19 protein-coding genes and 1 rRNA gene are annotated in these 19,672 nt (G+C 70.9%); 4 read left to right on the forward strand and 16 right to left on the reverse strand.

All coding sequences use genetic code 11. From position 1 onward, the window contains the following. Positions 1–3: 3 nt before the first annotated feature. Positions 4–648, forward strand: coding sequence for a DUF4232 domain-containing protein (locus ACFVYR_RS17065; protein WP_384260473.1), 645 nt, complete (start codon positions 4–6; stop codon positions 646–648). A 144-nt stretch (positions 649–792) separates the two neighbouring features. Here the strand turns inward: ACFVYR_RS17065 and hemB are convergent, their stop codons facing one another. The 6 genes from hemB to ACFVYR_RS17095 form a co-directional block, all read right to left on the reverse strand. Next, complete coding sequence (hemB, locus tag ACFVYR_RS17070; protein ID WP_384260470.1) at positions 793–1,782, reverse strand: porphobilinogen synthase; 990 nt, start codon at positions 1,780–1,782, stop codon at positions 793–795. 127 nt (positions 1,783–1,909) lie between these two features. After that, complete coding sequence (locus tag ACFVYR_RS17075; protein WP_384260468.1) at positions 1,910–3,565, reverse strand: uroporphyrinogen-III synthase; 1,656 nt, start codon at positions 3,563–3,565, stop codon at positions 1,910–1,912. Continuing rightward, positions 3,562–4,521, reverse strand: a complete 960-nt coding sequence (hemC, locus tag ACFVYR_RS17080; protein WP_384260465.1) for a hydroxymethylbilane synthase — start codon at positions 4,519–4,521, stop codon at positions 3,562–3,564. Before hemC ends, ACFVYR_RS17075 begins: the two co-directional genes overlap by 4 nt. After that, complete coding sequence (locus ACFVYR_RS17085) at positions 4,518–6,233, reverse strand: glutamyl-tRNA reductase (protein ID WP_384260463.1); 1,716 nt, start codon at positions 6,231–6,233, stop codon at positions 4,518–4,520. The genes hemC and ACFVYR_RS17085 overlap by 4 nt, the downstream gene beginning before the upstream one ends. Next, positions 6,230–6,985, reverse strand: a complete 756-nt coding sequence (locus tag ACFVYR_RS17090) for a redox-sensing transcriptional repressor Rex (protein WP_384260460.1) — start codon at positions 6,983–6,985, stop codon at positions 6,230–6,232. Before ACFVYR_RS17090 ends, ACFVYR_RS17085 begins: the two co-directional genes overlap by 4 nt. Positions 6,986–7,290: 305 nt before the next feature. Then, a complete protein-coding gene (locus ACFVYR_RS17095) occupies positions 7,291–7,587 on the reverse strand; it encodes a glutaredoxin family protein (protein ID WP_384260458.1) in 297 nt (98 codons plus the stop codon). Between the two features lie 106 nt (positions 7,588–7,693). Between ACFVYR_RS17095 and ACFVYR_RS17100 the strand changes: the two genes are divergently transcribed. From ACFVYR_RS17100 to ACFVYR_RS17110, 3 genes are all read left to right on the forward strand, one after another. After that, a complete protein-coding gene (locus ACFVYR_RS17100) occupies positions 7,694–8,647 on the forward strand; it encodes an HAD family hydrolase (protein ID WP_384260455.1) in 954 nt (317 codons plus the stop codon). A 346-nt stretch (positions 8,648–8,993) separates the two neighbouring features. After that, a complete protein-coding gene (locus tag ACFVYR_RS17105) occupies positions 8,994–9,842 on the forward strand; it encodes an ECF subfamily RNA polymerase sigma factor, BldN family (protein WP_384260452.1) in 849 nt (282 codons plus the stop codon). A gap of 288 nt (positions 9,843–10,130) precedes the next feature. Further along, positions 10,131–11,402 carry a DUF5667 domain-containing protein gene (locus ACFVYR_RS17110; protein ID WP_384260450.1) on the forward strand — a complete coding sequence of 424 codons (1,272 nt, stop codon included), beginning with the start codon at positions 10,131–10,133 and terminating at the stop codon, positions 11,400–11,402. Between the two features lie 149 nt (positions 11,403–11,551). On the opposite strand, the gene ACFVYR_RS17115 is transcribed toward ACFVYR_RS17110, so the two are convergent. The 10 genes from ACFVYR_RS17115 to rrf all read right to left on the reverse strand — a co-directional run. Then, positions 11,552–12,613, reverse strand: a complete 1,062-nt coding sequence (locus ACFVYR_RS17115) for a lysophospholipid acyltransferase family protein (RefSeq protein WP_384260447.1) — start codon at positions 12,611–12,613, stop codon at positions 11,552–11,554. A gap of 14 nt (positions 12,614–12,627) precedes the next feature. After that, positions 12,628–13,686 carry an NAD-dependent epimerase/dehydratase family protein gene (locus tag ACFVYR_RS17120; protein WP_384260444.1) on the reverse strand — a complete coding sequence of 353 codons (1,059 nt, stop codon included), beginning with the start codon at positions 13,684–13,686 and terminating at the stop codon, positions 12,628–12,630. Positions 13,687–13,859: 173 nt separating this feature from the next. Next, complete coding sequence (locus tag ACFVYR_RS17125) at positions 13,860–13,958, reverse strand: 30S ribosomal protein bS22 (protein ID WP_003948845.1); 99 nt, start codon at positions 13,956–13,958, stop codon at positions 13,860–13,862. Positions 13,959–14,105: 147 nt separating this feature from the next. Beyond that, the gene (locus ACFVYR_RS17130; RefSeq protein ID WP_062770509.1) at positions 14,106–14,315 is read right to left on the reverse strand and encodes a helix-turn-helix domain-containing protein; all 210 of its coding nucleotides are present in this window, start codon (positions 14,313–14,315) and stop codon (positions 14,106–14,108) included. Between the two features lie 132 nt (positions 14,316–14,447). After that, on the reverse strand, positions 14,448–15,263 hold the full coding sequence (locus ACFVYR_RS17135) for a phosphatase (protein ID WP_384260441.1): 816 nt from the start codon (positions 15,261–15,263) through the stop codon (positions 14,448–14,450). Between the two features lie 183 nt (positions 15,264–15,446). After that, positions 15,447–16,622, reverse strand: coding sequence for an acetoin utilization protein AcuC (locus ACFVYR_RS17140; protein WP_384260439.1), 1,176 nt, complete (start codon positions 16,620–16,622; stop codon positions 15,447–15,449). Then, on the reverse strand, positions 16,573–17,793 hold the full coding sequence (locus ACFVYR_RS17145; RefSeq protein ID WP_384260436.1) for an MFS transporter: 1,221 nt from the start codon (positions 17,791–17,793) through the stop codon (positions 16,573–16,575). The genes ACFVYR_RS17140 and ACFVYR_RS17145 overlap by 50 nt, the downstream gene beginning before the upstream one ends. A gap of 145 nt (positions 17,794–17,938) precedes the next feature. Next, a complete protein-coding gene (locus tag ACFVYR_RS17150; RefSeq protein WP_384260434.1) occupies positions 17,939–18,682 on the reverse strand; it encodes a VC0807 family protein in 744 nt (247 codons plus the stop codon). Between the two features lie 151 nt (positions 18,683–18,833). After that, a complete protein-coding gene (locus ACFVYR_RS17155) occupies positions 18,834–19,478 on the reverse strand; it encodes an HAD family hydrolase (RefSeq protein ID WP_384260431.1) in 645 nt (214 codons plus the stop codon). 100 nt (positions 19,479–19,578) lie between these two features. Continuing rightward, positions 19,579–19,672: ribosomal RNA gene (rrf, locus tag ACFVYR_RS17160) — 5S ribosomal RNA — on the reverse strand; the annotation flags it as partial.

Consider the following 19,672-nt stretch of genomic DNA (forward strand, 5'->3'; position numbering starts at 1 on the left):
GCCATGTTCCGCACCAGTACCGTTACGAACACCCGGCCCAACCTCGCTCTCCGCGCCTTCGCCGCCGCCGCGATCACCGTTGGAACCCTGTCTCTCGCGGCCTGCGCGGACGGCACCGGCACCCGCGACGAGGGTGCGGCGACGTTCACGGCGCAGACCGCTGCCAACCACAGCACGGCGTCGCAGCCCACCGCCAACCGGCGCACCGCGGAGGCCGCGAATCCGGTCACCTGCTCGGGAGCCACCACCAAGCTGAAGGTGACCGAGGTCGCCCGCCCCGCGAACCATCTCCTGATCACCGCCACCAACACCGGCACCACCCCCTGCTACGCCTACGGCGCCCCCTACCTCCGCTTCGACGACGCCCAGTCCTCCACCGCCGTCAACAGGGACTCCGTCCCGCAGGCCGTGGTCACCCTGGAGCCCGGCGAGTCGGCGTACGCGGGCGTCCTGACCTCGGCGGCCGACGGCAGCGGAAGCGACGGGTACACCGCCCACCGCCTCGGCGTCCTGTTCGCCAACCGGGCGATGGACGGCGGCGTCGGCAGGGAGAAGGCGGTCAAGCTGCCCGCGGCCGGCGTGTACGTGGACAGCACGGCCACGACCACCTACTGGCAGACGTCGCGGGAGCTCGCCCTGAGCTGGTGAGGGCGAAGGGGTGCCGTGCGGCACCGACGACGCACAGGGGCACGTCATGGACGCCCGCCCCTGAACCCCCAAACCGGCCCGGCCGCGGGCAAGGCGCCGAAGCGCCCGCCCGCGGCCGGTAGGGTTCGTCCTGACACAGGCCCCTCAGAGCTGTCGCGCGACCTCGGTCGCCCAGTACGTCAGGATCATGTTGGCGCCCGCGCGCTTGATCCCCGTCAGGGACTCCATGATCGCCTTGTCCCGGTCGATCCAGCCCCGCTCCGCGGCGGCCTCGATCATCGAGTACTCGCCGCTGATCTGGTACGCCGCCACCGGCACGTCCACCTCGTCGGCGACCCTCGCGAGGATGTCGAGGTAGGGGCCCGCCGGCTTCACCATCACCATGTCGGCGCCCTCCTCGAGGTCCAGCGCCAGCTCCCGCATGGACTCCCGGGTGTTGGCGGGGTCCTGCTGGTAGGTCTTGCGGTCGCCCTTGAGGGACGAGCCGACGGCCTCGCGGAAGGGGCCGAAGAAGGCCGAGGAGTACTTCACGGTGTACGCGAGGATGGACACGTCCTCGTGGCCGACCTGGTCCAACGCGTCACGGATGACGCCGATCTGACCGTCCATCATGCCGCTGGGGCCCACCACATGGGCGCCCGCGTCGGCCTGCACCTGCGCCATCTCCGCGTACCGCTCAAGAGTCGCGTCGTTGTCGACGCGGCCCTCGGCGTCCAGGACACCGCAGTGCCCGTGATCGGTCGTCTCGTCGAGGCACAGGTCCGACATGACGATGAGGTCGTCGCCGACCTCGGCCCGCACGTCGCGGAGCGCCACCTGGAGGATGCCGTCCGGGTCGGTGCCCGGCGTGCCCACGGCGTCCTTCTTCGACTCCTCCGGCACGCCGAACAGCATGATCCCGGCGACCCCGGCCTCCAGCGCGTCGACGGCGGCCTTCTTCAGGCTGTCGCGGGTGTGCTGGAAGACGCCGGGCATGGCCCCGATCTCCACCGGAGCACTGATCCCCTCGCGCACGAACGCGGGCAGGATCAGATCGGCCGGGTGCAGCCGCGTCTCGGCGACCATGCGCCGCATGGCGGGGGTGGTCCGCAGCCTGCGGGGCCGTGCCCCGGGGAACGATCCGTACTTGGTCACTGTCTCTCTCACCTCACGAAAGGTTCTGGTCCCGGCTGAAGGTTCTCAGCCGGGACCAGGGGAATTCAGCCCGTCCGGCGTTCGAGGACGGACTCGGCGAAGCCGGTGATCAACGGTGCCGGACCGCTCAGGGCGCCGTACGCCTCCGACGGGACCCCGGCCGACGCTCGCTGGGCCGGGTGACAGGATCGCCCGCCTCCAGCGCGGCGGCACGCCGCGCCGTACCGAACTGCGCCAACGCCTCCGCCAGCTTGTGGACCGAAGGCTCCGGAGCCATCACGTCCACCCGCAGCCCGTGCTCCTCCGCGGTCTTCGCGGTGGCGGGGCCGATACACGCGATCACGGTCACGTTGTGCGGCTTCCCGGCGATCCCGACGAGATTGCGCACGGTCGAGGACGACGTGAAGAGCACCGCGTCAAAGCCGCCGCCCTTGATCGCCTCACGCGTGTCCGCGGGCGGCGGCGACGCCCGCACCGTCCGGTAGGCGGTCACGTCGTCGACCTCCCACCCGAGGTCGATGAGCCCGGCGACCAGCGTCTCCGTGGCGATGTCGGCCCGCGGCAGGAACACCCGGTCGATCGGGTCGAAGACCGGGTCGTACGGCGGCCAGTCCTCCAGGAGCCCGGCGGCCGACTGCTCACCGCTCGGCACCAGGTCCGGCTTCACACCGAAGGCGATCAGCGCGTTGGCGGTCTGCTCACCGACGGCCGCGACCTTGATCCCGGCGAAGGCACGCGCGTCGAGCCCGTACTCCTCGAACTTCTCCCGCACCGCCTTGACGGCGTTGACGGAGGTGAAGGCGATCCACTCGTAACGCCCGGTCACCAGGCCCTTGACCGCGCGCTCCATCTGCTGGGGCGTGCGCGGCGGCTCCACCGCGATGGTCGGGACCTCGTGCGGCACGGCGCCGTAGGAGCGCAGCTGGTCGGAGAGCGAGGCCGCCTGCTCCTTCGTGCGCGGCACGAGCACGCGCCACCCGAAGAGCGGCTTCGACTCGAACCACGACAGCTGGTCGCGCTGCGCGGCGGAGGAACGCTCGCCGACCACGGCTATGACGGGCTGGCCCCCGTCCGGCGAGGGCAGCACCTTCGCCTGCTTGAGGACCTGCGCGATGGTGCCGAGCGTCGCGGTCCAGGTGCGCTGGCGCGTCGTCGTACCGGCCACGGTCAGGGTCATCGGGGTGTCCGGCTTGCGGCCCGCGGCCACCAGCTCACCGGCGGCCGCGGCCACCGAGTCGAGCGCCGTCGAGACGACGACGGTCCCGTCGGACGCGCCGACCTCGCTCCAGCAGCGGTCGGAGGCGGTACGGGCGTCGACGAAGCGGACGTCCGCGCCCTGCGCGTCGCGCAGCGGCACACCGGCGTACGCGGGCACGCCGACGGCCGCCGCGACGCCCGGCACGACCTCGAAGGGGATGCCCTCGGCCGCGCAGGCGAGCATCTCGCCCGCCGCGTACGAGTCGAGGCCCGGGTCGCCGCTCACCGCACGCACGACCCGCCTGCCGCCCTTCGCGGCCTCCATGACAAGATTGGCGGCAGCTCGGAACGGCGTCGCGTCGGCGGTCATTGACGTGTCGTCAGCTGTCGGCCGGGGTGTGTCCACACCTCCCCTGGCATGCACGCGGACGACGTCGAGCACATCGGGCTCGGCGATCAGCACATCCGCTCGGGCCAGCGCCTCGACGGCGCGCAGGGTCAGCAGTCCCGGATCTCCGGGTCCGGCACCGAGAAAGGTGACGTGCCCGTGTGCGGGAAGGCCGGGAAGGTTCGAGGTGGGGCTCAAAGTGCTCGCTCCCCCATCAGACCGGCCGCGCCCTTGGCGAGCATCTCGGCCGCGAGTTCGCGGCCCAGCGCCATGGCTTGGGTCTCCGTCTCAGGCACGGGACCGGTGGTGGACAGCTGCACCAGCGTCGAGCCGTCGGTCGTACCGACGACGCCTCGCAGGCGCATTTCCTTGACAATCTGCCCGTCGGCCAGGACGTCGGCCAGCGCACCCACAGGTGCGCTGCAACCGGCCTCCAGGGCGGCGAGCAGGGACCGCTCGGCGGTGACGGCGGCCCGGGTGAGCGGGTCGTCGAGCTCGGCGAGCGCGGCGGCGAGTGACGCGTTGTGCGCGGCACACTCGATCGCCAGTGCCCCCTGGCCGGGGGCGGGCAGAACGGTGTCGACCGACAGGAGCTCGGTCACCTCGTCGGACCTGCCGACGCGGTTGAGTCCGGCGGCGGCGAGCACGACGGCGTCGAGCTCCCCCTTGTGCACGTATCCGATGCGGGTGTCGACGTTCCCGCGGATCGGCACGGTCTGGATGGTCATGCCGTGGCTGCGCGCGTAGGCGTTCAGCTGCGCCATGCGGCGCGGCGAGCCGGTGCCGACGCGAGCTCCGTCGGGGAGCTCGGCGAAGGTGCGTCCGTCGCGTGCGATCAGCGCGTCGCGCGGGTCCTCGCGCGGGGGCACCGCGGCGAGGGTGAGCTCTGCGGGCTGCGCGGTGGGCAGGTCCTTGAGCGAGTGGACGGCGAAGTCCACCTCGTCGCGGGACAGGGCCTCGCGCAGGGCGGCGACGAAGACGCCGGTGCCACCGATCTGCGCGAGGTGCTCGCGCGAGGTGTCGCCGTACGTCGTGATCTCCACCAGCTCGACGGGTCGCCCCGTGAGTTCCGTGACGGCAGCGGCCACCTGGCCGGACTGGGCCATGGCCAGTTTGCTGCGCCTGGTCCCGAGCCTGAGGGCCTTCTCGTTCATGCCCGGCCTCGATTCGGGTCGTCGTTCTCGTTGTTCATGTGGTCAGCACGGCTGACCGCCGCGACCGTCTGCGGGTCGAGGTCGAAGAGGGTGCGCAGCGCGTCCGCGTATCCGGCGCCGCCGGGCTCGCTCGCCAGCTGCTTGACCCGCACCGTCGGCGCGTGCAGCAGCTTGTCGACGACGCGGCGCACGGTCTGGGTGATCTCCGCGCGCTGCTTGTCCTCCAGGCCGGGCAGCCGTCCTTCGAGCCGCGCCATCTCACCGGCCACCACATCGGCGGCCATGGTGCGCAGGGCGACCACGGTCGGCGTGATGTGCGCGGCCCGCTGCGCGGCGCCGAACGCGGCGACCTCGTCGGAGACGATGCCGCGCACCTGCTCGACGTCGTTGGCCATGGGTGCGTCGGCGGAGGCCTCCGCGAGCGACTCGATGTCGACGAGCCGCACGCCGGGGACGCGGTGCGCGGCGGCGTCGATGTCGCGGGGCATGGCGAGGTCGAGGAGGGCGAGCACGGCCGGGCGGGCAGCGCCGGCCGACGACGACGCCGGGTTGCGCCGCTCCGGGAGCCGGCCCGTGACGCGGGCGGCGGCCGCGAGCGCGGCGATCGCCTCGGCCTCGGCCCGCGGGTCCGGGGCCTGCTCCTCGCGCCGCTCGGCCGGGGCGTTGTCCATCCAGGCCGCGTGCTGTTCCAGGGCCGCCGCGTCCATTCCGGCGACGGCCGCCTCACCTGCGACGGAGAAGCCGCGCGGCGCGGACAGGTCGACCGGGCAGCCCTCGTCGGCCACGGTGGCCGTCCGGGTGCCCTGGTCCGCCGGGCCGTTCCCGGCCTGCGGGGGCGCCTCGCCGGTCCGGCCGTCCGAGGCGGGTACGCGCCCCTCGACGGCGGCGACGACGGCGTCCGCGGTCAGCACCAGGCCGGTCGCGCCGGTGCAGGAGACGGCGACGTCGGCACGTGTCAGTTCTTCCGCGACGGCGTCCATGGGAACGGCGCGGGCGCGCAGGCCGCGGTCACCAGCGGACTCGCCGAGGATCTCCGCGAGCCGCTCCGCACGCTCCAGCGTGCGGTTGGCGACCACGATCTCCGCCATGCCGGCGCGCGCGAGCGTCGCCGCGGCCAGCGAGGACATGGACCCGGCACCGATGATCACGGCGCGCTTGCCCGCCGCCCAGGCGTCGACCGGCTCGCGCCCGGCGAGCTGTTCGAGGCCGAAGGTCACGAGCGACTGCCCGGCCCGGTCGATGCCGGTCTCGGAGTGCGCGCGCTTGCCGACCCGCAGGGCCTGCTGGAAGAGGTCGTTGAGGAGCTTGCCCGCGGTGTGCAGCTCCTGGGAGCGCGCGAGGGCGTCCTTGATCTGCCCGAGGATCTGTCCCTCGCCGACGACCATCGAGTCGAGCCCGCAGGCCACCGAGAAGAGGTGGTGGACGGCGCGGTCCTCGTAGTGGACGTACAGATAGGGGGTGAGCTCCTCCAGGCCGACGCCGCTGTGCTGCGCGAGCAGGGTGGACAGCTCGGCGACGCCCGCGTGGAACTTGTCCACGTCGGCGTAGAGCTCGATGCGGTTGCACGTGGCGAGCACGGACGCCTCGGTGGCGGGCTCGGCGGCGAGGGTGTCCTGCAGGAGCTTGGCCTGCGCGTCGGCGGACAGCGCGGCCCGCTCGAGGACGCTCACGGGGGCGCTGCGGTGGCTCAGCCCCACGACCAGGAGACTCATGCCGGCATCACGGCGGGTACGTCCCCGTCGGGTCCCTTCCGCTGCTGCTTGGCGGCGACGGGCGGCACGGGCCCCTCGGTGGCCGCGTCCTCACCGGCCTTGCGCTGCTCGTGGAAGGCGAGGATCTGCAGCTCGATGGAGAGGTCGACCTTGCGCACGTCGACACCGTCCGGCACGGAGAGGACCGTCGGAGCGAAGTTCAGGATGGAGGTCACACCGGCGGCGACGAGCCGCTCGCAGACCTGCTGGGCGGCGCCCGCCGGGGTCGAGATGACGCCGATCGAGACGCCGTTCTCCTCGATGATCTTCTCGAGGTCGTCGCTGTGCTGCACCGGCATGCCCGCGACGGGCGTGCCCGCCATGGCCGGGTCGGCGTCGATCAGCGCGGCGACGCGGAAGCCTCGGGAGGCGAACCCGCCGTAGTTGGCGAGGGCCGCGCCGAGGTTGCCGATGCCGACGATGACGACCGGCCAGTCCTGGGTCAGCCCGAGTTCGCGGGAGATCTGGTAGACGAGGTACTCGACGTCGTAGCCGACGCCGCGCGTTCCGTAGCTGCCGAGGTACGAGAAGTCCTTGCGCAGCTTCGCGGAGTTGACTCCCGCGGCGGCCGCGAGCTCCTCGGAGGAGACCGTGGGCACCGAGCGCTCCGACAGTGCGGTGAGGGCTCGGAGGTACAGCGGAAGCCTGGCGACGGTGGCCTCGGGAATCCCTCGGCTGCGGGTCGCCGGTCGGTGAGTTCGGCCAGTTGCCACGGTGCTCCTGCGGGTAGAGCGGGGCTGCAGGCGGTCACTCGTCCCCAGACCGCCCCGTCGAATGCAGGCTATGTCTTTGTGAACGCGTGCACAAAGATGGTGTCCGATTTGCCCGGCCAACGTGACCGGGGTCACGCGCCCCCGGCGCACCATCGTGGAACCGGCGCGCGGGCCGCGTCGTTGCTCATCTACCGGGGGCAAAACCGCACACACTCCTCACGATCATCGCCCCCGAGACCAAAACCGCCCCAAAGCGTAAACGAAATCGCGCACCCTTTGGACTGGTCGGTCAGTAGGTGCCGGAGCTACCCGGTCAATTCCCGCCGCAGCCGGTTCTCGTCCACCCGCCAGAAGGTGTGCTGCTCCCCGTCCACGAGCACCACCGGGATCTGCTCCCAGTAGGCCCGGTGCAACTCCTCGTCCTGCGTGATGTCCTTCTTCTCCCAGGGCGTGCCCACCTCCCCGCAGACCTTCTCGATCACCGACTGTGCGTCGTCGCACAGATGGCACCCCGGCTTGCCGATCAGGGTGACAAGCCGCTCCTGCGGCTTCTTCTTCGTACGACCGCCACTACGACGAAAAATCGGGCTCATGGCCGCCATTCTCACCCCACCGGCGCGGACCCCTTAACGGCATGGACGCGGAGAGTTCACAGGCCCGAATCCTCCCGACTCCGGAACCACCGGACCGACTGGCTATGCTCACGGCATGGCCGCTCTCGGATGGCTCACCCCCCGTAGGCGCTCCGCCACGGCGCGGAGCGTGTTGGCAGGCGAGGCCTCCGCCGAGGCCGCCCGCAAGTCCTCCCAGGAGCTGGAGGAGCTCGAAGGCCTGGCGGCGCGGACCGCGGCCGGCGAGGAGCCGAAGGAACCGGAGTTCCCCGTCGTCGGCGACGTCAAGGCCGCCGCCTTCTTCGACCTCGACAACACCGTGATGCAGGGCGCCGCGATCTTCCACTTCGGCCGCGGCCTGTACAAGCGGAAGTTCTTCGAGCGCCAGGAACTGTTCCGGTTCGCCTGGCAGCAGGCGTGGTTCAGGCTCGCCGGGGTCGAGGACCCCGAGCACATGCAGGACGCCCGCGACAGCGCCCTCTCCATCGTCAAGGGCCACCGCGTCGCCGAGCTGATGTCCATCGGCGAGGAGATCTACGACGAGTACATGGCGGAGCGCATCTGGCCGGGCACCCGCGCCCTGGCCCAGGCCCACCTCGACGCGGGCCAGAAGGTCTGGCTGGTCACCGCCGCCCCGGTGGAGATCGCCACGGTCATCGCCCGCCGCCTCGGCCTGACCGGCGCGCTCGGCACCGTCGCCGAGTCCGTCGGCGGCGTCTACACCGGCAAGCTCGTCGGCGAGCCCCTGCACGGCCCCGCCAAGGCCGAGGCCGTCCGCGCCCTGGCCGCCGCCGAGGGCCTGGACCTCACCCGTTGCGCCGCGTACAGCGACTCGCACAACGACATCCCGATGCTTTCGCTCGTCGGGCATCCCTACGCGATCAACCCCGACGCCAAACTGCGCAAGCACGCGCGGGAGCGGGAGTGGCGGCTGCGGGACTACCGCACGGGCCGCAAGGCGGCGAAGGTCGGCATCCCGGCCGCCGCGGGCGTCGGCGCGCTCGCGGGCGGCGCCGCCGCGGCCATCGCCCTGCACCGCCGCCGTCACTGACACCCCGTCCGCCAGGGCACGCGCGTTCCCGCGCTGCCCGGCCCGGCATTCCGACGCTCCTACCCCGGCCCGGCTCCGGCCAGTCACGGCGGTAGCACTCGACCACAACACGCCTCACCCCGACACGGAATGTGAACTGATTCGATCAACAATCGGTCACTCTCCGGTACTTGAACAGGCGTCAGTCGGTTACGGAAGCGACGTAATCGATGATTTTAGCAACTGGGTGTAGTGCTGCCTGTACGAAGCGTTATTCTCCTCAGACGCATAAGGGACCCCGCACGTCGCTACGACGAGTGAACGGTCCTGTACTGCACGTGATGGAAGCTCTGCCTCTGGGAGTCCCGTGTACCCACACGTCGGGGTTGACGCCTCGGGCCTGGCTACGCTGCGCGCAACGGTCATCGACCGCTTGCGCGGCTTCGTCCCCACCGCGTACGCCGTCCCCGCCGTCCCCGCCCTCGCCGTCCCCGCACCCGCCGGGCCGTGCTACGCCCTGGCGAACGGCATCGAAGAGGTGCCGGCACGCAGTGCCGTCCTTGAGGGGCGGCGGTCGGGAGACGGACGGGCTGTCAGCAGACGGTCCCGCTCCGGCGCCGCTGCCGCCACCTCCGCCCCCACCCCCCGCCGTCCCGCCGCGGACAGCGACAGCGCCCGCATGATGGAACTCGTCGAGCGCGCCCAGGCCGGCGAGTCCGACGCCTTCGGCCGCCTCTACGACCAGTACAGCGACACGGTCTACCGCTACATCTACTACCGCGTGGGCGGCAAGGCGACCGCCGAGGACCTCACCAGCGAGACCTTCCTGCGCGCGCTGCGCCGCATCGGCACCTTCACCTGGCAGGGCCGCGACTTCGGCGCCTGGCTGGTCACGATCGCCCGCAACCTGGTCGCGGATCACTTCAAATCGAGCCGGTTCCGCCTCGAAGTGACCACCGGTGAAATGCTCGACGCCAACGAGGTCGAGCGCAGCCCCGAGGACTCCGTCCTGGAGTCCCTCTCGAACGCGGCGCTGCTCGAAGCCGTCCGCCGCCTCAACCCCCAGCAGCAGGAGTGCGTGACCCTGCGCTTCCTCCAGGGCCTCTCCGTCGCCGAGACCGCGCGGGTCATGGGCAAGAACGAGGGCGCGATCAAAACCCTCCAGTACCGCGCGGTACGCACGCTCGCCCGCCTCCTGCCCGACGACGTCCGCTAGCCCCGCCCGCCCCCCAACCCCTCCACCCACGGAAACCACCGCCGCCGTAATGCTCCGTAACCTCCAACTCACCTTCCGTGGCGGTCAGATGGCCGCTGCGGACTTGTCGCGGTCCGATCATCTTTCGTCCGTAACCCAAGTGCCGCGACGCTCGTTGTGCGGGATGCAGGCTCCCTGTGGTCGCTACCTGCCCGGCTCCGCTCACACGATCGTGTGGAAATGGTCAGGACATGCAACCCTCAGGACCCCCTGGGGAGTCGACCGTCTTGACGAGAGGAGGTGCCGCCAGTGATCGCGAACGTATCGGCCCACCGGCGGGCGAACGCCTTCGCCCAGGCCCTGGAGGAGCATTCCGACCAGGGTCCGGCGGCCGAGCAGTCCGAGGACTCCGCGCCCACATCCGCACCCGCGGCCGCATCCGTGGAGTCCGCCGAAACCACCGCGGCCCGTTCCGAACCGACCGAGCAGAGCCACCTGCTGGCCCTGGCGGAAGGTCTCGACGCGCTGCCCAAACCCGCCCTCGACCCCGAGGTCAAGGTCGTCCAGCGCGCCCAGCTCGTGGCCGCGATGGAAGCCATGCTTCTCGAGGGCAACAGTCCATCGGTGCCCGAGCAGCGCTCCCGCAAGGGCGCGCACCGAGCGGGCGCCCTGCGGAAGCTGCGGCCGCGCTCCCGTCTGTCCAAGGGAATCGCGGCGGGCGGCCTCACCGTCGGCGTCGCCGCGGGCGCGTTCGGCGGAGTTGCGGCCGCCAGTTCCGACGCGCTGCCCGGCGACTCGCTCTACGGCCTCAAACGCGGCATGGAGGACTTCAAACTGGGCCTGGCCGACGACGACACCGACCGCGGCCAGATCTACCTCGACCACGCGTCCACCCGGCTCAGCGAGGCACGCAGGCTCATGGAACGGGGCCGCTCCGGCACCCTCGACCACGAGTCCCTCGGCGAGGTCAGACGCGCCCTCTCCGGCATGCGGCACGATGCCACCGAGGGCCGCCGCCTGCTCCTCGAGGCCTACGAGCGTGACGGCTCCCTCGGCCCCATCCAGGCGCTGTCCTCGTTCTCCCGATCGCACCGCGAGGCGTGGAGCGACCTCCAGGGCCGCCTCCCCGTCCAGCTGGGTGACGTGGGCCAGCAGGTGAGTTCCGTCTTCGACGCCATAGACGACGAGGTCGACCCGCTGCGCGCCAGGCTGCCCCACCCCCCGGAGCGGGGCAGCGCGACCGGCCGGACGCCCCGGAGCCCCAGCGGCTCCGGCGACTCCGACCGGCGCCCCTCCCATCCCTCGGGCGGTGGCGGTTCGCACAGCGGCGGCACCAGCCACGACAGCAAGCCCAGGCCGAGCACGTCGCACAGCAAGGACGACGGCCTCCTCGGCGGGACCACGGGCGGCCTCCTCGACCCACCGGCCGAGAAGACGTCCCCGACCCCGTCGGACGGCAAGGGCAAGGGCAAGAGCAAGCCCGGTCAGGACGCGTCCCCGGCCAAGCCCGACGTCACCCTGCCCCCGCTCCTGCCCGGCCTGCTCCCGGAGCTGGGCGTCAAGGGAGAGGACGCGAAGTAGTCGCAGGCGGTACGTGATCGGGGGCGCCCTCCTGGCGAGGAGAGCGCCCCCGATCAGTCATGCGGCCGAATGGTCTGAAAGAACACGGCCTGAAAGAACACGGTCCGGGGGAACACGGCCTACAAGAACACGGCCTACAAGAACACGGCCTAGAAGAACACCGACCGCCGCTGCACAAGCAGCTTGTACAGCGAATGCTGGATCTGCTCCCGCACCTGATCCGTCAGGTTGAACATCAGCATCGGATCCTCCGCCGCCTCCGGCGGATAGCCGTCCGTCGGGATCGGCTCCCCGAACTGGATCGTCCACTTCGTCGGCAGCGGCACCGCGCCCAGCGGCCCCAGCCACGGGAACGTGGGCGTGATCGGGAAGTACGGGATCCCGAGCACCCGCGCCAGCGTCTTCGCGTTGCCGATCATCGGGTAGATCTCCTCCGCCCCGACGATCGAGCACGGCACGATCGGCGAGCCCGTGCGCAGCGCCGTCGAGACGAAGCCGCCGCGGCCGAACCGCTGCAGCTTGTAGCGCTCGCTGAACGGCTTGCCGATGCCCTTGAAGCCCTCCGGCATCACACCGACCAGCTCACCCCGTCCGAGCAGCCGCTCGGCGTCCTCGGCGCAGGCCAGGGTGTGCCCGGCCTTGCGGGCCAGCTCATTGACGACCGGCAGCATGAAGACCAGGTCGGCGGCGAGGAGCCGCAGATGCCGGCCCTGCGGGTGGTTGTCGTGCACCGCGACCTGCATCATCAGGCCGTCCAGCGGCAGCGTGCCGGAGTGGTTGGCGACGATCAGCGCCCCGCCGTCGGCGGGGATGTTCTCGATGCCCTTCACCTCCACCCGGAAGTACTTCTCGTAGAACGGGCGGAGCAGCGACATCAGGACCTGGTCGGTGAGCTCCTCGTCGTAACCGAAGTCGTCGACCTCGTACTCGCCGGTCAGCCGCCGCCGCAGAAAGGCAAGGCCGCCCGCGATGCGCCGGTCCCAGCCGCCACCGCGCGGCTCCGGGGCCCGTCCGGCCGGCCCGGGGGCGGTCGCCCGCGCCTCCTCGGCCCGCGGCCCTTCCGGCTGCGGTCCCTCCTGCTGCCCGGGCAGCGCCTTCACCCCGGCCACGGGATCGCCCGGGCGCCGGGGCGCAGGCCTGCGGCGCGCCGCGCGCTGTGCGCCGCCGCGCGACCGGTCGTCGTCGAACGGAATGACCTTGGCGTCCGCCATCGTTGACGCTCTCCTCAGTTGGCGCTCTGGTGGCCGCCCGCGAGGGGCAGCGCGGCGATCCGGTCGACTGCCCCCGCGAGGGCACTTGGCGGCAGCAGCCCGGGGCCCCGGCTGCGTACGAAGTCCGCGAAGGTCTCCGCCGTCGTGTACTTCGGCCTGAACCCCAGTGTCTCGCGCATCTGCCGGATGGCCACGACCCTGCCGTGCGTGAGCAGTCTGATCTGCTCGGGCGAGAAGTCCGTCATGCCGAGCGTGCGCAGCGCCGAGCCGACCCAGGTGACGGCCGGCAGGAACACCGGGACGGTGGGGCGGCCGAGCCGCCGCGAGCACTGCGAGAGCAGCAGCTGCCCCTCGCCCGCGATGTTGAACGTGCCGCTGTTGAGCGTGCCGCGCGCCGGTTCGTGCGAGCCGAGCCGCAGCACCTCGACCGCGTCGTCCTCGTGGACGAACTGCAGGCGGGGGTCGTAGCCGAACACGGTCGGCAGGACCGGCAGCGAGAAGTACTCGGCGAGCGGGGAGTCGGCGGCGGGCCCGAGGATGTTGGCGAAGCGCAGTACGCACACCGCGACGTCCGGGCGGCGCCGCGCGAAGCCGCGCACATAGCCCTCGACCTCGACGGCGTCCTTGGCGAAGCCACCGCTGGGCAGCGATTTGGGCGGGGTGCTCTCCGTGAAGACCGCGGGATCCTTGGGCGCCGAGCCGTACACACTGGTGCTCGACTTCACCACGAGCCGCTGCACCGTCGGCGACTTCTGGATGGCCCCGAGGAGCTGCATGGTGCCGATGACGTTGGTCTCCTTGACCGAGCCGCGGCTGCCCCTGCCGCCCCGGCCCAGGGCGGTCGCCGTGACGTCCATGTGGACGACCGTGTCCACGCCGTGCTCGGCGAGCACGCGGGCGATGGTGGGCTGGCGGATGTCGGCCCGGACGAAGTCGGCGCCGCCGAGATGGTGCTCTGGCGGGACCGCGTCGACGGCGACCACCCGGTCGACGTCCGGGTCACGCTGGATACGCCGGACGAACCGCCCGCCCAGCTGTCGGGCCACTCCGGTCACGAGCACGACCTTGCCCAAGATCAGCGCCTGCCTTTCCCCAAAGCCTCACCGCGCTACCGTCCGCTGTGCTGCGACCACGCTATCGGGTGGACGTTGCGGGGTGATGTCCGTGGGCCCGGAGACGGCCGAAAACACCGAAGCCCTCCCGTCGGATGACGGGAGGGCTTCGGAATTCGCTGTGCAGCGGCCGCTTACTTCTTGTTGCGACGCTGAACGCGAGTGCGCTTCAGCAGCTTGCGGTGCTTCTTCTTGGCCATCCGCTTACGCCGCTTCTTGATAACAGAGCCCACGACTACCCTCGCTCACTTCTCTTCACTCGGTGCGGGGCAGCAGACTGGGCCCACACGACCTACGTCGGCCTAGCCTACCCGCCCCCGCGTGAGGGACGTAATCGAGGGGCCATGACCCCTGCCGCGAGAGCCCGCGAGGCCCCTCGCTCAACCTGCTTCGACCCCCACATAGGACTCGCGGAGGTACTCGTGAACCGCCTGCTCCGGTACGCGGAAGGACCTCCCGACCCGGATGGCGGGCAGATGACCGCTGTGCACCAAGCGGTACACGGTCATCTTGGACACTCGCATCACCGAGGCGACTTCCGCCACGGTCAGAAACTGAACCTCGTTCAGCGGCCTCTGGTTCTCAGCCATGACACCCCACCTGAACCTTCCGCACATGACGGGCACCGGCTTCCCCTTCCGGTGACTCTTCGTCGCTATGCGCTCACTCCCCAGACTAGGGGCGGATGATGCGAGTGGGGAAGAGGAGCAGCCATCGGCCGCCTACTGTGACAGACACGCTCGATTGAGTACATAGCGAGTAAGCGGTCGGTAGTAATCAGACCGCACAGCGTCATCAAGCGGAACGACGACGGACACCCGCCCCTCGGCCTCTCCGACGAACAGCGCGGGGTCGTCCGTATCCGCAAGCCCGATCGCCTCGAACCCCAGCTGACCTGCCCCGCAGACCCATCCGTGGTCCCCCACGACCAACTCTGGAAGCGGTCCGCCGGCCTCCGCCGCGGCGTCCAGAACCGCCCGAACCGGCAGTGGTGAGTGGGTGTGTGCGCCGGTCTCACTCCCGGCGGGCCGCGCGCCGGGTTCGCGCACCAGCGCGACTCCTTGTACGTAGTCAAGGTTGTACGTGCGTAGGCCGAACCGGGTCGTTATGTCGACACTGTTGCCCTGCGCGGGGGTGAGGACGGTGCACCCCGCCGCCGACAAGGCGTCCGCCAACGCGGCGTAGAACCCGAGCAGCCGATGCGGATGACCGGTCCCGAGGAGCACCGGAAGCCGCCGTCGCGCCGCGTCCGCGAGCCGCTCCGCAAAGGCGTCGAGCGCGGCCAGCGTCCGCTCCGGATCGATGACATCGGCCCCCGTGGTGAGCCGCGGATCGGCGGACACCCCGCACTTGTCGGCCATCAGCCCCAGCAGATCGTCGGCCCCCCAACTCCACTCGGGGTCGAGCCCGAGCAGTATCCGCGGATCCCGGGCCGCGAAGAGCCGATAACTGCGCAGACTCTGCTCCCGCGAAGTGGCCACGGGCCCGGCCAACCGAGCCGCCAACAAATGCGCACGCAGCGCGCCGGTGCTCAACACGCTGCCGATGCTGGCGCATCCCCCACCCCGAAACATACAAAACCCCGAAAAACCCCAACAGTTGGGCTAACGGGACTACGGTCCGCCCCGGCCGACAGGCGAGGCACCGGGGGCAATCGCAGCCCCTCCGGGCCGGGGCCGAAGCCCCCGGTTACGCGAAGGGCCGGGACAGGGGAAAGCCCCCTACGCCAACAACCCCCGCAAGGGAAACACCGCCCGCCGAGCCGCAACCACGGCCTGGTCGAGCCGATCCGCGGGGTCGTACCCCGACTCCCACCCCCGCCACCCCACGGGCCACCGCCCATCGGTCATCCGTCCCGGCCCCAACTCCCGGGTTCGCGCGAACACTTCCCGCCGCCACGCCTCGGGAACAACCGCCGTCGGCTCGACGGGCCGCCCCGCCGCGACCCCCACCAGATGCGTCCACGACCGCGGCACCACATCCACCACGGCGTACCCTCCACCCCCCAGAGCGACCCACCGCCCCTCGGCGTACTCATGGGCCAGCTCATGACAGGCGACCTGCACGGCCCGCTGCGCGTCCAGCGATACGGCGAGGTGCGCGAGGGGATCCTCGAAGTGCGTGTCGGCCCCGTGCTGCGTCACGAGGACCTGTGGCCGGAAGTCGGCGAGCAACTCCGGCACCACGGCGTGAAAGGCGCGCACCCACCCCGCGTCCCCGGTCCCGGCCGGCAGCGCGACGTTCACGGCGGACCCTTCGGCCACCCCGTCCGCCCCCGTCTCCTCGGGCCACCCGGTCTGCGGGAACAGCGTGCGCGGATGCTCATGGAGCGAGATCGTCAGGACCCGGGGGTCCTCCCAGAAGGCGGCCTGCACCCCGTCCCCGTGGTGCACGTCGACATCCACGTACGCGACGCGCTCGGCGCCCAGCTCAAGGAGGCGCGCGACGGCGAGCGCCGCGTCGTTGTAGATGCAGAACCCGGAGGCGCCCCCGGGCATCGCATGGTGCAGCCCGCCCGCGAAGTTCACCGCGTGCAGCGCGTCCCCGCGCCACACCGCCTCAGCCGCGCCGACGGACTGCCCGGCGATCAGCGCCGACACATCGTGCATCCCGGCGAAGGCGGGGTCGTCCTCCGTACCGAGCCCGTACTCCCCGCGCGCGGAGTCCGGATCGGCGGAGGCGGCCTTGACCGCTTCCACGTAATCCCCGCGGTGCACGAGCCGCAGCGTCGAATCACCGGCGCGCTTTGCCGCGACCACATCCAGCTCCTGGTCGAGCCCGAAGGCGCCGACCAGGCTTCGGGTCAGCGCGAGCCTGACCGGGTCCATCGGGTGCCCCGGGCCGAAATCATAGCCCGTTACTGCCTCGTCCCACATCAGCTGTGCGCGGCCGCTCATGCCCGTCACCGTACCGGTCCGTTCCCGGGGCGAAGGAACGGGCGTACAGCAAGGTCAGGAGGACCAACACCAGTGGAACGACCATGGCGCCCCGATAGTTCCACGCATCCCCGAGCCCACCCACCAGCGGTGAACCGATCAGAAAGCCCACATAGTTGAAGATATTCAGTCGCGCGACGGCCGCGTCCGAAGCCCCCGGGAAGAGCCTGCCCGCCGCGGCGAACGTCTGCGGAACGATCACGCACAATCCCAGCCCAAGGACCGTGAACCCAGCGATCCCCACCCACGCGCCGGGCGCCACCGCCACCACCGCGAACCCCACCGCGGCCACCACGGACCCGCCCCGCACCACCGCCGCGGCCCCGAACCGCCGCACACCCAGATCGCCGAGCCCCCGCCCCACCAGCGTCATGACCATGTAGACGTTGTACGGAACGGTCGAGACCTCCTCGGAACTCCCCAGCACGTCCTGCAGGTATTTGGCGCTCCAGTTGGAGACGGTCGAGTCCCCGATGTACGCGAAGGTCATCACCAGGCAGAGCGGCAGCAGCACCCTGAAGACGACACTCCCGCCCTCTCCCGCCGCCCCGGACCCCGCACTCGCCTTCTCCGCCCCCGCATCGGCGTACCACCGGCTCCCGGCCAGCGCAGTCGGCAGCAGCACCACCACGACCGGCAGATAGGAGACGAAGAGCGACAGATCCCAGTGCGCCCCGACCCAGGCCAGCGAGGCCCCCACGATCCCGCCCAGGCTGTACGCGGCGTGAAACCCGAGCATGATGCTGCGCCCGTAAGCCCGTTGAAGACTCACCCCGAGCATGTTCATCGACGCGTCGAGCGCGCCCACCGCGAGCCCGAACACCCCGAGCGCCACGGCCGCCTGCCACAGCGCGTCCCTCGCGCCCACCCCGAGCAGCGCGAGCAGCACCACGGGCTGCGACCACCTCAGCACCACACTCGGCGGCACCCTCTTGACCAGCTGCTCGGTGCCCACGCTCCCGGCCCCGGCCAGGATCGGCACCGCCGCGAGGAAGACGGGCAGCAGCCCGTCGGATATCCCGTAGCGATCCTGGATCGCCGGAATCCGCGTCACGAGCAGGGCGAAAGTCGCTCCCTGCGCCAGGAAGGCGAACGCCAGCGAGGCCCTGCCGCGCCGCAGCTCTTCGGTCATGGCTGCAGAGCGTAGGGCCCCGGGCTACCCATGGGTAGATGGATCACGATGGATCCCTCGACCAATTTCAGCGCCCCACGACCACCTGGGCGACCGCTCGGCCAGCCGCCTGGGTGACCGCTTAGGCAGCCGCCCGGGTGACCGCTTAGGCGACCGCCCGCGCGGCTTCCTTGCAGACCATCTTCTCCATCGGCTCGACGACCAGGCGACCGCTGACGGCGACGGTCAGCGTGATCGTCACCGCAGCGATCACCCCGCCCAGCCACACCATGGTGTCGATGGGCAGCGTGTACGCCCCCACGACCCGCAACAGCGCCTCTCCGAAGAGTGCCAGTCCCCACCCGGCGGAGAACATCCGCTCCAGCCGCGCGAACCGCCCACGCTCGGCACTCAGCCGCTCCCAGGCCGCGGTCCGCGCCGCGTCCCCCTTGGTCACCCAGGGCTTCAGACCAGTGGTCATCAGCGGCCGCCCGGCCACCACCGACAGCAGGACCGCGATCCCCACGGTGGCGGTGATCCCGCTGTCCTTGGCGAGCAACAGCCGCGGATCGCCTGCGATCAGGCTCAGCAGCAGCCCGACGACGTTGGCGACGAGGATCAGCGCCGCGAGCCCGTTGACCCGCCGCTCCCTGACCAGCCCCCACACGGTCCGCCCGGCCGGCAGCACGCTGCTCCAACCCAGGGCCGCCATGGTCCCCATCCCGAACCCCTTGCTCAGCAGGTAGTACGAGGCGGTGGGCACCAACGCGTCGAGGACCAGCGGCTTCAGCGACTCCAGACGGGCCTTGCGGGCGTCACCGGCGACGGCAGCGCGGACATCGGAAACCTCAGGGACGGAGGCGACCGGCGTGATGTTCTCGGCAGGGGCCTCGACGGCGAGCTGAGTCATGATCGTGTTCCTCCGTGTTGGGGCTGCGTAGTCCCGGTTCCGCCGCGTTCCTTCGCGACCACCTCAGCTTCGCCGCCGGCCCCTGCCCACCGATAGAAACGATCATCCGGATCTGGTGGTGACAAATGTCAGTGCCGACCCCCGGCCCACGTCATACGAGCAGGTCGGCCAAGTCCCGCAGATCCCCGAACAGTTCAGTCGCGCCTACGAGCCGCTCCGGCGGCGTCATGGCGGTGAACCCGAGGACGTCCATCCCGGCGGCGTTGGCGGCCCGCACGCCCAGCGGACTGTCCTCCACGACGACACATCGCTCCGGAGCCACCCCCATGCGCTCGGCGGCGTACAGGAACAGATCGGGTGCCGGCTTCCCTCGCCCCACATCCTGAGAGCTGAACACCCGGCCGTCGTCGAACCACTTGTCGAGCCCGGTCTTCCGATGCCCGACCCGAATCCGCTCATGGCTTCCGGAGGACGCGAGACAGTACTCCACCCCGTCCTTGGCCAGCTTCTCCAGCACTTCCACCGCCCCGTCCACGGGTTGCAGCTCCCGCTCGAAAGCGGCGAACACCCGCCCGTGAAAGACGTCGTCGAAATCCTCGGGCAGCCGTTGCCCGGTGCGCTGAAGAATCAGATCGTGTACGCGATGGATGGCGGCCCCCATGTAATCCCGCAGGGAGTCCTCGTACGTGGTGGGGTGCCCCAGCTCGGTCAGGTACCCGGCGAGGATGGTGTTGGAGATCGGCTCACTGTCGACGAGGACGCCGTCATTGTCGAAGATGACCAGTTCGTAGCGCATATCCCGACCCTAAGCCTCGACACCCTGAGCCTCGGTTGAAGTACCCGGAACGCAGAAAACCCCCGCACCATAAGGTGCGGGGGTTTCCCATTCAAAATTAGTTCGGCGGCGTCCTACTCTCCCACAGGGTCCCCCCTGCAGTACCATCGGCGCTGTGAGGCTTAGCTTCCGGGTTCGGAATGTAACCGGGCGTT

The sequence above is a fragment of the Streptomyces sp. NPDC058284 genome, from assembly GCF_042881135.1.
GTDB lineage: Bacteria > Actinomycetota > Actinomycetes > Streptomycetales > Streptomycetaceae > Streptomyces.

What these genes read in the sequence shown, in the direction of transcription:
- hemC (WP_384260465.1), bottom strand. Translation starts at nt 4,521, where the DNA reads ATGAACGAGAAGGCCCTCAGGCTCGGGACCAGGCGCAGCAAACTGGCC.
- ACFVYR_RS17145 (WP_384260436.1), bottom strand. Translation starts at nt 17,793, where the DNA reads ATGACCGAAGAGCTGCGGCGCGGCAGGGCCTCGCTGGCGTTCGCCTTC.
- ACFVYR_RS17100 (WP_384260455.1), top strand. Translation starts at nt 7,694, where the DNA reads ATGGCCGCTCTCGGATGGCTCACCCCCCGTAGGCGCTCCGCCACGGCG.
- ACFVYR_RS17130 (WP_062770509.1), bottom strand. Translation starts at nt 14,315, where the DNA reads ATGGCTGAGAACCAGAGGCCGCTGAACGAGGTTCAGTTTCTGACCGTG.
- ACFVYR_RS17085 (WP_384260463.1), bottom strand. Translation starts at nt 6,233, where the DNA reads ATGAGTCTCCTGGTCGTGGGGCTGAGCCACCGCAGCGCCCCCGTGAGC.
- ACFVYR_RS17150 (WP_384260434.1), bottom strand. Translation starts at nt 18,682, where the DNA reads ATGACTCAGCTCGCCGTCGAGGCCCCTGCCGAGAACATCACGCCGGTC.
- ACFVYR_RS17065 (WP_384260473.1), top strand. Translation starts at nt 4, where the DNA reads ATGTTCCGCACCAGTACCGTTACGAACACCCGGCCCAACCTCGCTCTC.
- ACFVYR_RS17155 (WP_384260431.1), bottom strand. Translation starts at nt 19,478, where the DNA reads ATGCGCTACGAACTGGTCATCTTCGACAATGACGGCGTCCTCGTCGAC.
- ACFVYR_RS17140 (WP_384260439.1), bottom strand. Translation starts at nt 16,622, where the DNA reads ATGAGCGGCCGCGCACAGCTGATGTGGGACGAGGCAGTAACGGGCTAT.
- ACFVYR_RS17095 (WP_384260458.1), bottom strand. Translation starts at nt 7,587, where the DNA reads ATGGCGGCCATGAGCCCGATTTTTCGTCGTAGTGGCGGTCGTACGAAG.
- ACFVYR_RS17115 (WP_384260447.1), bottom strand. Translation starts at nt 12,613, where the DNA reads ATGGCGGACGCCAAGGTCATTCCGTTCGACGACGACCGGTCGCGCGGC.